Here is a 14,393-nt window from a genome sequence, read left to right as displayed (position 1 = left end):
CGTAAACTGTCAGACCGCGCCCCGCCTAGTCGGGGCGCCAGCATTTTTTGCGGCCAACCTTTTTCAGCACGGATCCCTCGATGAGTACAGCCCAGCACACGCCGATGATGGCGCAATATTTTGCGCTCAAAAAAGACCACGCAGACAAGCTGCTGTTCTACCGCATGGGCGACTTTTACGAGCTGTTCTACGAAGATGCCGAAAAAGCGGCCCGTCTGCTCGATATCACGCTGACCGCTCGCGGCAGCAGCGGTGGCAATCCGGTCAAGATGGCCGGCATCCCCTATCACGCCGCCGAAAACTATCTGGCCCGCCTCGTCAAACTGGGCGAGTCGGTCGCCATTGCCGAGCAGATCGGCGACCCGGCCACCAGCAAGGGGCCGGTCGAGCGCAAGGTGGTACGCATCGTCACGCCGGGCACGCTGACCGACGCCGCGCTGCTCGACGACAAGCGCGATAACCTGGTGCTGGCCATCAATGCCCACAAGGGCACGCTCGGTCTGGCGTGGCTGTCGCTGGCCAGTGGCGAATTCAAATTGATGCAGACCAGCGTGGACGAGCTCTTCAGCGAGCTTGAGCGTCTGAAGCCGGCCGAGGTGGTGATCCCGGACGACACCGGCCTCGCCGCCTTCGAACAGCTGGCGATGCCGCGCAAGAAACTGCCGCCCTGGCAATTCGACACCGAGTCATCCACGCTGGCGTTGACCCGCCATTTCGGCACGCGCGATCTGGCAGGCTTTGGCGCCGAGAGCATGCCGATTGCCATCGGGGCTGCCGGTGCGCTGCTGGAGTATGTGAAATCGACCCAGGGCGTGAATCCCGCGCACATCGCCCAGCTTGCGGTGGAAGATGCCGGCGAACTGATCCGCATGGATGCCGCCACCCGCCGCAATCTGGAGCTGACCGAGACCATCCGCGGTGAGGCCTCGCCAACGCTGGCGTCCCTGCTTGATACCTGTGCCACCAGCATGGGCAGCCGCCTGCTGCGCCACTGGCTGCACCACCCGGTGCGCCGCCATGACAAGCTGGCTCGCCGTCTCGAGGCGGTGCGCGCGCTGTTGGCCGCGCATCAGGCGGTACACGAACAGCTGCGCGAAGTCGCCGACATCGAGCGCATCACCGCACGCATCGCCTTGCGCACCGCACGCCCGCGTGACCTCGCGGCGCTGCGCGACTCGCTGCGCGCCCTGTCTGGCGTCAAGACCTTGGCCGCAACACTGCCGGCTGCGCTGCTGGCCGAGCTGGCCACGCTGCTGCCGGACAACTCGCCAGTCGAGAGCCTGCTGACTGCCGCCATCCAGCCGGAACCGGCGACCTTCCTGCGCGACGGTGGCGTGGTCAATAACGGTTACCACAGCGAGCTGGACGAGCTGCGTGCCATCCAGACCGACTGCGGCGAGTTCCTGCTGGCACTGGAAACCCGCGAGAAAGAACGCACCGGCATCAGCACCCTGAAAGTCGAATACAACCGCGTGCACGGTTTTTACATCGAAGTCAGCAAGGCGCAGGCCGATAATGTGCCCGACGATTACCGCCGTCGCCAGACGCTGAAAAACGCCGAGCGCTATATCACGCCCGAGCTGAAAACCTTTGAAGACAAGGCACTGTCGGCACAGGACAAATCGCTGGCACTGGAAAAGCAGCTGTACGAAGCCGTGCTCGATCAACTGGCACCGCATATCGCCGAGCTGAAACTGGTTGCCCAGGCAGTGGCCGGCCTTGATGTGCTGGCCGCCTTTGCCGAGCGCGCCGAGACCCACAACTATGTCGAGCCGGAATTCGTCGCCGAAACCCGACTGGAGATCATTGCCGGCCGCCACCCGGTCGTCGAGGCCGAAGTCGAGCGCTTCATCGCCAACGACACCAGGTTGGCCGCAGAACGCAAACTGTTGCTGATCACCGGCCCGAACATGGGCGGTAAATCGACCTATATGCGCCAGAATGCGCTGATCACCCTGCTTGCCCATGTCGGCAGCTTCGTGCCGGCCGACCGCGCGGTGATCGGCCAGATCGACCGCATCTTCACCCGTATCGGCGCCAGCGATGACCTCGCCGGCGGCCGTTCGACCTTCATGGTGGAGATGACCGAGACTGCCAACATCCTCAACAACGCCACCGACAAGTCGCTGGTGCTGATGGACGAGGTTGGCCGCGGCACCTCTACCTTTGACGGTCTGGCACTCGCCTGGGCCATTGCCCGCGCGCTGATCGAAAAGAACCGCGCCTATACCCTGTTTGCCACCCACTATTTCGAGTTGACCACTCTGGCCAGCGAATACAACTCGGTGGCCAACGTGCATCTGAGCGCGGTCGAGCACAAGGACCGCATTGTATTCCTGCATCATGTTGAGGACGGTCCTGCCAGCCAGAGCTATGGTCTGGCCGTCGCGCAGCTGGCCGGTGTGCCGCCAAAAGTGATACGCGAAGCACGCAAGTATCTGGTGGAACTCGAAAATCATGCGATGGTCAAACAGCAGCCAGATCTGTTCAGCCAGCCGCCGGTACGCGAAGAAGAGCCGCATCCGGCTGTCGAAATGCTGCTGGATCTGGACCCGGACAGCCTGAGCCCGCGCGATGCGCTGGCGCTGATTTACACGCTGAAATCACTCAGCAAATAAGTCGGGTAATTTCGGGATCTTTGCCTACAATATGAATACAAGTTTGCTGTCATTAAATCGACATGAACGAGTAATCACGAGGAACCGATTCACCCCTGCTTCTGGAGGATGTGTACATCATGCATGCTGAAGGTAACGCCATGACTTCTGCTTTGGCCCGCCTGTTTGGCGAGGCCAACGGTGGCGAAGCCCTACCGCTGGCCGGCATTCGCGAACGAGCCATGCGGGAACTGGGCCAGTTCTCACGATTGACACGCGAAGAACTGACTGCACTCGGAATTTCCATACCGCCCGCCATCAGCCTGGTCAGTTGCCCCAACTGCGCCATCGCGCTGCAAAGCGAGCATCCGCAAGCGCAGCAGATCGAAGCCTGGCTCAAGGACAATGATCGTATTGCCAAGTATTTCAAGGAGGTCGAAATCCTGTTCGAAGTTGTTCGCGCCACGGAAAATCTGGGCAGCACTTTCGGCGATGAAAGCTGCTTCCATATCGGCCTGACCAGCGCCGGCCCACTGGCGTATTTCCAGGATCATGAGTGCCAGCCGCAATAGGCGTCTTCCAGTCTGTCGGAGGAAACAAAAAAGCCGGGGAAATCCCCGGCTTTTTTACGTCATGGAATTCGCAATACTCGCGGTATTCGTCATCAATTAAACGAACTAACGATTAAATCAAATCGATATTCGATAAGCGATACTGCCACCAAACGCATCCAGGCACATCTGTTGCTCAAGGCGAGTTATCCGCGCACAAATCCGCCAAGTCTGATCTGAATCTCAGTAAATGCATGCAAATCAGACCAGATTCGACAGCTGATCATAAGCAATGCCATTCACGTCATTTGCAGAGATTCGTTGTTAACTTTATCGCTCGCCTGCATGCAAAACACATGTTGGCGATCAAGATTTACGGGCAAAACGGAACTTGGGCGCAGCGCGTTTCTCTTCTGCGGCCGGCACGCGCTTGTCTGCCGCTGCAGCCGCCTTGTGCCGGATATCGGGTTTGACGAATTTCGGCCGGGGCAAATCGGCCAGTGAAACATCCAGCTCCCGATACTCGCCCGGTGCCAGAGCATCCAGCAGCCAGGGGCCGATAGCCACCCGGACAAGACGCAGGGTTGGCAAGCCGACCTTGGCCGTCATGCGCCGCACCTGGCGATTCTTTCCTTCGCTGATGATGATTTCCAGCCAGGTGTCCGGCACGGTCTTGCGCACGCGAATCGGTGGCTTTCGCTCCCACAGGCCAGGCGTCTCAGGTAACACCCGCACCTCGGCCGGCTGGGTAAAGAAATCCCCCAGATCCACACCCTGACGCAAGGCCTGCAACTGCTCTTCCTTCGGACGCCCTTCCACCTGCACCCAGTAAGTCTTGGGCTGCTTCCAGCGCGGGTCGCTGATGCGATGTTGCAACTCGCCATCCCCGGTCAGCAGCAGCAAGCCTTCACTATCGGTATCGAGTCGCCCTGCCGGATAAATACCGGGCTGGGCAATATAGTCCTTCAGCGTCGGATGCAGTTCATGCTTGGAAAACTGGCAGATAACCCCGTAAGGTTTGTTGAACAGGACGAGCTTGGCCATGGCAGTCTGGATGTAATTGCGTGAAAGCCTGAATGATAGCAAGGCTGACCACCGCAGTACTCATTTGCGCGCACGCCGGCCGCGGACAGCGTCAAAATCTTGTGTGCAGTGCACAATCGATAATTTTTTCTGCACTTTATCCAGAAATAGCGGTCTATCCTTCACATTCGAACAGCTGTTTACATTGATACGACATGTAAAGTTCGGTAACGCATCGAACAGCGCAGCAAAGCCGAGGTATAATTCGTTTTTGAAAAGATGCCCGAGCGGCGGGGAGTGGCTGACCCAAATCACGCCATATGACTGAGACCCTGCCTGTCCGACGCCTTTCCAGTCGCCAGCTTGCATTTGCGGCCAACCGCAGGTGTTACCGGCACAGTAGTTCTGACGTCACAAGATAATCATGGAGATAGAGTAATGCCTTCGGAAAAACCGACCATCATTTACACCCTGACCGACGAAGCACCTGCGCTGGCCACCAGCGCTTTCCTGCCGGTTATCCGTACCTTTACCGCCCCAGCCGGTATCAATGTTGATACGGCTGACATTTCTGTCGCTGCGCGCGTGCTGGCAGAATTCCCTGATTATCTGACCGAAGAACAACGTGTTCCTGACACGCTGGGTGCACTGGGCAAACTGACCCAGAACCCGGACACCAATATCATCAAACTGCCGAACATCAGCGCCTCCGTCTCCCAGCTGATGGCCTGCATCAAGGAATTGCAGTCCAAGGGCTACGCGATTCCGGACTATCCGGAAAATCCGGCCAACGACGAAGAAAAAGCGATCAAGACCCGCTACGCCAAGTGTCTGGGCTCGGCCGTGAACCCTGTGCTGCGTGAAGGCAACTCCGACCGCCGCGCCCCGCTAGCGGTGAAAAACTACGCCAAGAAGCACCCGCACTCGATGGGCGAATGGAAACAGTGGTCGCAAACCCACGTTTCGCACATGCACCACGGTGACTTCTACCACGGCGAAAAATCCATCACCCTAGATCGCGCCCGTGACGTGAAGATGGAGCTGGTGACCGATTCCGGCGAAACCATCGTACTGAAGCCGAAAGTCGCGCTGCAGGATGGCGAGATCATCGACTCCATGTTCATGAGCAAGAAAGCGCTGTGCGAATTCTACGAGCGCGAGATGGAAGACTGCCGCGAAGCCGGCATCCTGTTCTCGCTGCACGTGAAAGCCACCATGATGAAGGTGTCTCACCCTATCGTGTTCGGCCACTGCGTGAAGATCTACTACAAGGAAGCGTTCGAGAAGCACGGCAAGCTGTTTGAAGAGCTGGGCATCAACGTCAACAACGGCATGTCCGTGCTGTACGAGAAGATCGAAACCCTGCCGGCGTCCAAGCGCGAAGAGATCATCCGTGATCTGCACGCCTGCCAGGAACACCGTCCGCGTCTGGCCATGGTTGATTCGGCCAAGGGCATCACCAACTTCCACTCGCCAAACGACATCATCGTAGATGCCTCCATGCCAGCCATGATCCGTAACGGCGGCAAGATGTGGGGTGCTGACGGCAAGCCGGCCGACTGCAAGGCCGTAATGCCGGAGTCGACTTTTGCCCGTATCTATCAGGAGATGATCAACTTCTGCAAATGGCACGGCAACTTCGACCCGCGCACCATGGGTACCGTACCGAACGTCGGCCTGATGGCGCAGAAAGCCGAAGAATACGGCTCTCACGACAAGACCTACGAAATCCAGGCTAATGGCGTGGCCAACATCGTTGACCTGGCTACCGGCGAAGTGCTGCTGAGCCAGGCAGTAGAGGCTGGCGATATCTGGCGTATGTGCCAGGTGAAAGATGCGCCGATCCGCGACTGGGTGAAGCTGGCCGTAACCCGCGCCCGCAACTCCGGCATGCCGGCAGTATTCTGGCTGGATCCGTATCGTCCGCACGAAAACGAGCTGATCAAGAAGGTGAAGACTTACCTGCAGGATCACGACACCAGCGGTCTGGAAATCCACATCATGTCGCAGGTTCGCGCCATGCGTTACACCCTGGAGCGCGTGGCTCGCGGCCTGGATACCATCTCGGTTACCGGCAACATCCTGCGTGACTACCTGACCGACCTGTTCCCTATCATGGAACTGGGCACCTCGGCCAAGATGCTGTCCATCGTGCCGCTGATGGCCGGTGGTGGCATGTACGAGACCGGTGCTGGCGGTTCCGCTCCGAAGCACGTTCAACAGCTGCTGGAAGAAAACCACCTGCGTTGGGACAGCCTGGGCGAGTTCCTCGCGCTGGCGGTTTCGCTGGAAGAGCTGGGCATCAAGGAAAACAATGCCCGCGCCAAGCTGCTGGCCAAGACTCTGGATGCGGCAACCGGCAAACTGCTGGACAACGACAAGTCGCCATCGCGCCGCACCGGCGAGCTCGACAACCGTGGCAGCCAGTTCTTCCTGGCCCAGTACTGGGCACAAGAGTTGGCCGCACAAGCTGAAGATGGCGAACTCGCTGCCAAGTTTGCGCCGCTGGCCAAGTCGCTGAGCGAAAACGAGCAGCAGATCATTGCCGAGCTGAAAGCCGTTCAGGGCCAGCCTGCCGACATCGGCGGCTACTACCAGCCCGATCCGGCCAAGTGCAGCAGCGTAATGCGCCCGAGCGCGACCTTCAATGCTGCGCTCGCAGCGCTGAATGGCTGATCGCTGACGCAGCCGTAACAAAGAAAAACGCCCCTCGGGGCGTTTTTCTTTTGGGCAGTGCCGCAACAGCAAGGCTGCGGCGGCAACACCGTTTTAGCTGGCGCGGATCATGGTACCTACGCCGGCATCGGTCAGGATTTCCAGCAGCAAGGCATGCGGTACACGGCCATCGATGATGTGGACCGAGTTCACGCCGCTCTTGGCGGCATCCAGCGCCGAGCTGATCTTGGGCAGCATGCCGCCGCTGATGGTGCCATCAGCAAACAGCTCGTCCACCTTGGCCGCAGTCAGGCCGGTCAGCAGATTGCCCTGCTTGTCGAGCACGCCCGGGGTATTGGTCATCAGCACCAGCTTTTCTGCCTTCAGTGTTTCGGCCAGCTTGCCTGCCACCACGTCGGCATTGATGTTGTAAGCCTCGCCATTCACCCCTACGCCGATAGGCGCAATCACCGGGATGAAGTCCTGGCTGTCAAGCAGCGATACCAGCGAGGCATCGATGCTCTCGATATCGCCGACCTGGCCAATGTCGATCTGCTCGTCAGACTCGGACTTCAGGAACAGCTTGCTGGCGCGAATGAAATGACCGTCCTTGCCGGTGATACCCACCGCCTTGCCGCCGTGCTTGTTCAGCAGGGAAACGATTTCCTTGTTGACGAGACCACCCAGCACCATCTCGACCACGTCCATGGTTTCGCTGTCGGTCACGCGCATGCCCTGGATGAACTGGCCTTCCTTGCCGACACGCTCCAGCAATTCGTTGATCTGCGGGCCGCCGCCATGCACCACCACCGGGTTCAGGCCGACCAGCTTCAACAGCACGATGTCTTTGGCGAAGTCTTCCTTCAACTTGTCATCAGTCATGGCGTTGCCGCCGTACTTCACCACGATGGTCTTGTTGTTGAAGTTGCGGATATAAGGCAGGGCCTCGGCCAGGATGGCGGCCTTGTCGAGAGGGGCTACGCTCACAGTCATCTCCACTGCGTAAGGATTCAAAGCCGGCATTGTACCGAAGCACACCAACTTTTACGGCCATTTTTTGCACAAGAATGTCGCATTACAGATATTCATTGCGACAGATACGTCTGCACATTGCAACAGTTCATTCCGTACAACTAATAAATATCGGTTTATTAATTGCAAGGCCAAACATTGCTGTCTACCATTCGCAAGATATTAATGAATGATGATTCAGCAACATGAACACCGAGAATTGCCCGCTCTCCCGCTGGCGCCGCCGCAAGGAAGTCCGCCCCAGCGAAATCCTGGATGCCGCGCTGCAGCTGTTTATCGACAAGGGCTTCAAGGCCACCAAGATGGAAGACATCGCCAAGGCCGCCGGTGTCACCAAGGGCACGCCGTATCTGTATTTTGATAACAAGGAAGAGATCTTCAAGGCGGTTGTTCGCGAGAATCTGGTCAGCCGGGTGTCCGCCCTGCAACAGATGGCGCAACGCCATGAAGGCAGCTGCGAAGAAATCCTCAAGCTGATGATGCGCAGCTGGTGGCATGAGGTAGGCGAATCACCGCTGGCCGGCATCTGCAAGCTGGTGATTTCCGAGGCGACCAACTTCCCGGACCTTGCCCGCTATTACAACGATCAGGTCATCGAGCCCAGCCATGCCATGTTGCGCGAGCTGATCGAACGCGGCATGGCAAGCGGCGAATTCCGCCAGCTCAATGCCGATGCCGTGGTCGACACCATCGTCGCACCGATGCTGATGACCATGATCTGGCGCTGCTCCATCGGTCAGGCAGCCCCGCACAGCAATCACCGCACTCTGCCGCCAGTTGAATATCTCGAGCAAGCCGTCGACATCATGCTCGGCGGGCTCAAATCACACACACATACACACACCATCAAAGGGTAAAAAACCATGAATGCCCGACTCAAACCGCTGGTTCTGGCCAGCATACTGCTAGCCGGCCTTGCCGGCTGCAAGGAAGAGGTCAAGGTCCAGGAAGACATCCGCCCGGTGCGCTACACCGTTGCCGGGGCCGCCCAGGAGCAAGGCACGCTGCAGTTCAGCGGCGAGATTCGCGCCCGCCACGAAAGCCGTCTGGCCTTTCGCGTTGCCGGCAAAATTGTCGAAAAGCGGGTGAACAACGGCGATAGTGTGAAACAGGGCCAGGTACTGCTGGTGCTCGACAGCAATGACTATATGCTCGATCAGCAAGCCAAGCAGGCACAGTTGGCCGCAGCCGAAGCCCAGCTGCGCCAGCAACAGGCCGACCTCAAGCGTTCACAAGATCTGCAGTCGCAGGCCTTTATCAGCCAGGCGCAGCTCGATCGCCAGCAGGCCGCCTTCAGCGCCGCACAAGCCCAGGTGTTGCAGGCGCGTGCTGCCCTGCAAGGCAGCCGCAACCAGCAGGGCTACACCCAGCTGCTGGCTGATCGTGACGGCGTAATCAGCGATATTCTGGCCGAAGCCGGCATGGTAGTGGCGGCCGGCCAGCCCGTCGCCCGCCTCGCTGCCAGCGGCCCGCGTGAAGTGATGTTCCAGGTGGCCGAAAGCCAGCTGGCGCAGCTGCGTACGGCCAGCAGTTTCAACGTCACCCTGCCGGCCACCGGCAAGAGTTATGCGGCCAACTTGCGCGAGCTGGCCGCCGATGCCGACCCGGCTACCCGCAGCTATGCCGCCCGCCTGAGTCTTGCTGACGCCGATGCGCTGAGCCTAGGCATGACCGCCAAGGTCAGCGCCAAACTGCCGCAAAACAGCCAGCCTGCCATCCTGCTGCCGCACACCGCCATTCTCGACCAGCAAGGCAAGCAGTATGTCTGGCTGCTGGATGCCACCGGCCAGAAGGTTGGCCGCAAGCCAGTCAGCATCCGCGTGCAGGACAAGCAGTTCGTGCAGGTGACTGCCGGCCTGCAAGGTGGCGAGAAGGTGGTGACGGCCGGCGTGCACCTGCTGCGTGACGGCCAGACCGTGACCCTGCTCAAGCCATAAGGGGCCGGCATGAAAAAACTCAATCTGTCGGAATGGGCAATCCGCAACGGCTCGCTGGTGCGCTTCCTGATGGTGGTGCTGATGCTGTCCGGCCTGTTTGCCTACGCCAAACTGGGCCAGAAGGAAGATCCGGAATTCACCTTCAAGGCGATGATGATCAAGGTGGTGTGGCCGGGTGCTTCGGCCACCGAAACCGAGCTGCAAGTCACCGACCCTATCGAGAAGAAGCTGCAGGAAATCGGCGAGCTCGAATACATCAAGAGCTACACCAAGCCCGGCGAAGCGATGCTGCTGCTGAACATCCGCGAGGAAGTCCCGCCCAAGCAGGTGTCACAGCTGTTCTATACCGTGCGCAAGAAGGTTGGCGATATCCGCCACACCTTGCCGGCCGATATCCGCGGTCCTTTCTTCAATGACGAGTTCGGCGACACCTTCGGCAATATCTACGCCTTTACTGGTGACGGCTTCAGCTACGAAGACCTGCGCAAACAGGTCGAACAGGTGCGCCAGGAAATCCTGCGCGTACCGGACGTGGCCAAGGTCGATGTCATCGGCGAGCAGGAAGAACGCATCTACGTCACGCTGAACACCAGCAAGCTGGCCGCTATGCAGATCGACCAGCGCACCATCTGGAATGCGATCAGCGAACAGAACGCGATGACGCCATCGGGCAGCTACGACAGTGGCGACACCCGCTTCCAGGTGCGTGTCAGCGGCAGTTATGACTCGGTCGCCGCCATTGCGGCCACGCCTGTTGCCGCTGCCGGCAAGGTGGTGCGGCTTGGCGATATCGCCAGCATCGAGCGCGGTTTTGTCGATCCGCCGGTCTTCGGCATGCGCTACGACGGCAAGCCGGCACTCGGCCTCGCCATCAGCATGAAAAATGGCGGCGATGTGCTGAAGCTGGGTGAGAACCTGCAAGGCCTGCTCGACAAGGTCACCGCCAAACTGCCGGTCGGCATCGAGATCCATGCGGTTTCCGACCAGCCCAAGGTCGTGAAAAACGCCGTCGGCGAATTCATGAAGGTGCTGATCGAAGCGGTAGTCATCGTGCTTGGCGTCTGCTTCCTCAGTCTCGGTGTGCGCAACGGCATCGTGGTGGCGCTGTCGATTCCGCTGGTGCTGGCGATGACCTTCCTCGCCATGTACCTGATGAATATCGACCTGCAGCGCATCTCGCTTGGCTCGCTGATCATCGCGCTGGGCCTCTTGGTAGACGATGCCATCATCGCCGTCGAAATGATGGCGCTGAAGCTGGAGCAAGGCTGGAACAAGATGCAGGCCGCCACTTTTGCCTACACCAGTACCGCCTTCCCGATGTTGACCGGCACCCTGCTGACCGCGGCCACCTTCCTGCCGGTCGGCATTGCCAAGTCCAATGCCGGCGAGTACGTGTTCAGCCTGTTTGCCGTGGTCACCATTGCGCTGTTGCTGTCGTGGATCGTCGCCGTGGTCTTCGTGCCCTATCTGGGCTACAAGCTGCTGCCCGAGCATATGGCCGGCCATAGCCACGAGGACGTCTACCAGAAACCGTTCTATGTGCGCTTTCGCCGCACCGTTGAGTGGTGCCTGGATCACCGCAAGACCGTGCTGGCGCTGACCCTGGTGACCTTCATCGCCTCGCTGGGTGCGTTCAAGCTGTTTGTGCAGCAGCAGTTCTTCCCCTCGTCCAACCGCGTCGAGCTGATGGTGGATCTGTGGCTGCCGCAAAGTGCCAGCTATGCCGCCACCGAAGCGCAGGTGAAGGCTCTGGAGCAAAAACTGGCCGGCGATGAAAACGTCGTCAGCTACACCGCCTATGTCGGCGGCGGCAGCCCGCGCTTTTATCTGCCGCTAGATCAGCAGCAACAGCATCTGAACTACTCGCAGCTGATGATCATGACCCGTGACGAGAAAGCGCGCGAAGTGGTCAAGCACAAGCTGGAAACCCTGTTCGAGCAGGACTTCCCGCTGCTGCGCGGCCGGGTAACACGACTGGAAAACGGCCCGCCGGTCGGCTATGCGGTGCAGTTCCGCGTCAGCGGCCCGGACAAGGGCAAGGTGCGCGAAATTGCGGCCAACGTTGAACAGATGATGCGTGCCCATCCGGGTGCCCGTCAGGTCAACAATGACTGGGGCGAACAGATCAAGGCGCTGCGCGTGGCCATCGATCAGGACAAGGCGCGCGCGCTGGGCATCTCGACCCAGTCGGTGTCGCGCCAGCTGCAGCTCTTGATCAGCGGCGCCACTATCAGCGACTGGCGCGAGGGTAACCGCAGCATCGGCATCGTCGCCCGCCTCGACAATGCCGAACGCCAGCAGATCGAAACCCTCGGCAGCCTGATGGTGCAGACCGCCAGCGGCCGCTATGTGCCGGTATCGCAGCTGGGCGAGATCAGCTACCAGCCGGAGGAAAGCATCATCTGGCGTCGTAACAAGCTGCCAACCGTGTCGGTACGCGCCGATGCGGCCGAAGGCATCCAGGCCGAAGCTATCAGCCGCGATCTGTGGCCGAAGATGCAGGCGCTGGAAGCCACCCTGCCGCTCGGCTATCACATCGAGTTTGGCGGTTCGATGGAGTCCAGCCATCATTCGCAGTCGGCCATCAGCAAAGTGGCCCCGCTGATGCTGGTACTGGTGCTGACACTCCTGATGATCCAGCTGGGCAGCTTCCAGCGCACGCTGATGGTGGTGTTGACCGCACCGCTGGGCCTGATCGGTGTCACGCTGACGCTGATCCTGTTCCAGGCACCATTCGGCTTTGTCGCCATGCTGGGGGTGATTGCGCTGTTCGGCATGATCATGCGCAACTCGGTGATTCTGGTTGACCAGATCGAAACCGATATTGCCGAGGGCATAGACCGTTTCGAGGCGATTGTCGGCTCGACCGTGCGGCGCTTCCGCCCGATCATGCTGACTGCGCTGGCGGCCATCCTCGCGATGATTCCGCTGTCGCGCAGCACCTTCTGGGGGCCGATGGCGATTGCCATCATGGGCGGCCTGCTGGTAGCCACCGTGCTGACCTTGCTGTTCCTGCCGGCGCTGTACGCGCAGTGGTTCGGCATCAAGCGGCCTGCGGCACACAAATAAGCACTGGCCCGATGGCTTTTGTCATCGGGCAGTTGCCGACAATATTTATTGATAATTACGCGTGGCTCTTGGCTTTGTTTGTCATTACCATTTGCGGCGACACGCAATGATTGCGCCAGACTTGCCACAGGCTCGGGCCAGACCCGGGCAAGCCATTACTTACCCGCTTCCGGATAGGGAACAAACATGAAGCTGATGCAAAAGCTGTCCATCACCACCCTGGTGGGCATGAGTACCCTGCTACCCGCCCATGCTTTTGATTTGCAACAGGCAGTACAGGCTGCCCGTCAGTACGATGCCGCCTACGCCGCGGCCAAGGCCACCCAGCGTGCCGGCGCTGAAAAAGCGGTACAAGGCCGCTCGCTGCTGCTGCCAAGCATTGGCCTGTCAGCCGGCTATACCAATACCAATCCGATCAAACCGGATGCGGACAGCTACAACAACAGCAATGTCGGTATCCAGCTGAGCCAGCCGCTGTTCGACTTGTCCGCCTATCAAGGCTACAAGAAAGGCCAGCTGGCGGCCGAACTGGCTGATCTGCAGTTGGCCGCAGACCAGCAACAGCTGATCAGCGATGTTGCCAAGGCCTATTTTGACGTGCTGCTGGCGCAGGACGTGCTGGGCGTGACCCGCGCCACCAAGGCCGCTTACGAACGTCAGCTGGCTCAGGCTCGCAAGGCCTTTGAAATCGGCACCGCCACCATTACCGATACCCATGAGGCGCAAGCCGGCTTTGACGCCGCCACCGCCCGTGAAATCTCGGCGCTTAGCGATCTGGAAATCAAGCAACAGCTTCTCGGCCAGAAAACCGGGCTGAAGCCGGAAGAAATCCGTCAACTTGCCGGCAAGAGCGCTTTTGATGCGGCCAACCTGGGTGATCTGGCCACCTGGCAAAGTCGTGGCAGTCAGCAGAGCCTGGCCATCAAGGCCAAGACACTGCAAAAAGAGTTGGCCGCACGCAATCTGGACGACGCACGCGGCAAGCATCTGCCAACGGTGAGCCTGACTGCCGGCTACAGCGCCAACCACACCAATGAAGCCAGCAGCGTGGCGCGCGGCGCGCGTGACACCCGCGGCAGCAGCCTCGGCATCAATCTGAAAATGCCGCTGTACGCTGGCGGCGCGATCAACTCGCAAGTCAGCGAGGCGGTGGCCAACCTCGAAGTCGCAACAGAACAGCTGGAGCAGACCCGCCGCGACACCAGCCAGCAGATTCGCCGCGCCTGGCTGGGTGTCAGCAATGGTGCCGCGCTGGTGAAGGCGCAGCAGCAACTGCTGCTGTCGGCCAAGAGCAAGCTGGATGCCACCAAGCTTGGCCGCGAAGTCGGCGTGCGTACCAACCTGGATCAGCTGAACGCCGAGAAAGACTATCAGGATGCCGTGCGCGCGCTGGCCGAAGCCCGTTACAGCTTCCTGCAAGCCAAGCTGGGTCTGGCGCAGGCCTGCGGCACGCTAAATGACGAAGTACTGGCCGAGGTCAACGGCTACCTCAGCCGCTAAGGCAGTCAGTGCAGATGCCGGTGCTGCTT

The 14,393-nt window shown here is 59.8% G+C and carries 10 protein-coding genes; 7 read left to right on the top strand and 3 right to left on the bottom strand.

Annotated features, from left to right (window positions below):
* The first annotated feature begins 80 nt into the window (after window positions 1-80).
* On the top strand, window positions 81-2,618 hold the full coding sequence (mutS, locus tag ACZ9W6_RS14675; protein ID WP_465191914.1) for a DNA mismatch repair protein MutS: 2,538 nt from the start codon (window positions 81-83) through the stop codon (window positions 2,616-2,618).
* A gap of 140 nt (window positions 2,619-2,758) precedes the next feature.
* Window positions 2,759-3,169, top strand: a complete 411-nt coding sequence (locus tag ACZ9W6_RS14670; protein ID WP_465191913.1) for a hypothetical protein — start codon at window positions 2,759-2,761, stop codon at window positions 3,167-3,169.
* A gap of 345 nt (window positions 3,170-3,514) precedes the next feature.
* Here ACZ9W6_RS14670 and ACZ9W6_RS14665 read toward each other — a convergent pair whose 3' ends face one another.
* Together ACZ9W6_RS14665 and ACZ9W6_RS14660 are read right to left on the bottom strand one after the other, a co-directional pair.
* Complete coding sequence (locus tag ACZ9W6_RS14665; protein ID WP_465191911.1) at window positions 3,515-4,192, bottom strand: pseudouridine synthase; 678 nt, start codon at window positions 4,190-4,192, stop codon at window positions 3,515-3,517.
* Between the two features lie 60 nt (window positions 4,193-4,252).
* Window positions 4,253-4,540 (bottom strand): hypothetical protein, encoded by a 288-nt coding sequence (locus tag ACZ9W6_RS14660; RefSeq protein WP_465191910.1) that lies wholly within the window; start codon window positions 4,538-4,540, stop codon window positions 4,253-4,255.
* Between the two features lie 69 nt (window positions 4,541-4,609).
* On the opposite strand from ACZ9W6_RS14660, the gene ACZ9W6_RS14655 reads away from it, so the two are divergent.
* Window positions 4,610-6,847, top strand: coding sequence for an NADP-dependent isocitrate dehydrogenase (locus tag ACZ9W6_RS14655; protein ID WP_465191909.1), 2,238 nt, complete (start codon window positions 4,610-4,612; stop codon window positions 6,845-6,847).
* A gap of 93 nt (window positions 6,848-6,940) precedes the next feature.
* Here the strand turns inward: ACZ9W6_RS14655 and argB are convergent, their stop codons facing one another.
* Window positions 6,941-7,813, bottom strand: coding sequence for an acetylglutamate kinase (gene argB, locus ACZ9W6_RS14650; protein ID WP_465191908.1), 873 nt, complete (start codon window positions 7,811-7,813; stop codon window positions 6,941-6,943).
* Window positions 7,814-8,043: 230 nt separating this feature from the next.
* Here argB and ACZ9W6_RS14645 point away from each other — a divergent pair, with 230 nt between their 5' ends.
* The 4 genes from ACZ9W6_RS14645 (at window position 8,044) to ACZ9W6_RS14630 (ending at window position 14,364) form a co-directional block, all read left to right on the top strand.
* Window positions 8,044-8,715 carry a TetR/AcrR family transcriptional regulator gene (locus ACZ9W6_RS14645; protein WP_465191907.1) on the top strand — a complete coding sequence of 224 codons (672 nt, stop codon included), beginning with the start codon at window positions 8,044-8,046 and terminating at the stop codon, window positions 8,713-8,715.
* Between the two features lie 6 nt (window positions 8,716-8,721).
* Entirely contained in the window at window positions 8,722-9,795 is a 1,074-nt protein-coding gene (locus ACZ9W6_RS14640; protein ID WP_465191906.1) for an efflux RND transporter periplasmic adaptor subunit, read from the top strand.
* A gap of 9 nt (window positions 9,796-9,804) precedes the next feature.
* Window positions 9,805-12,864, top strand: a complete 3,060-nt coding sequence (locus tag ACZ9W6_RS14635; protein ID WP_465191904.1) for an efflux RND transporter permease subunit — start codon at window positions 9,805-9,807, stop codon at window positions 12,862-12,864.
* A 186-nt stretch (window positions 12,865-13,050) separates the two neighbouring features.
* Window positions 13,051-14,364, top strand: a complete 1,314-nt coding sequence (locus tag ACZ9W6_RS14630; protein WP_465191903.1) for a TolC family outer membrane protein — start codon at window positions 13,051-13,053, stop codon at window positions 14,362-14,364.
* The last annotated feature ends 29 nt before the right edge of the window (window positions 14,365-14,393 follow it).

This window comes from Vogesella lacus (assembly GCF_979366295.1).
The sequence above is the reverse complement of the archived record's forward strand: the minus strand, read 5'-3'. Positions and strand labels throughout refer to the sequence as shown.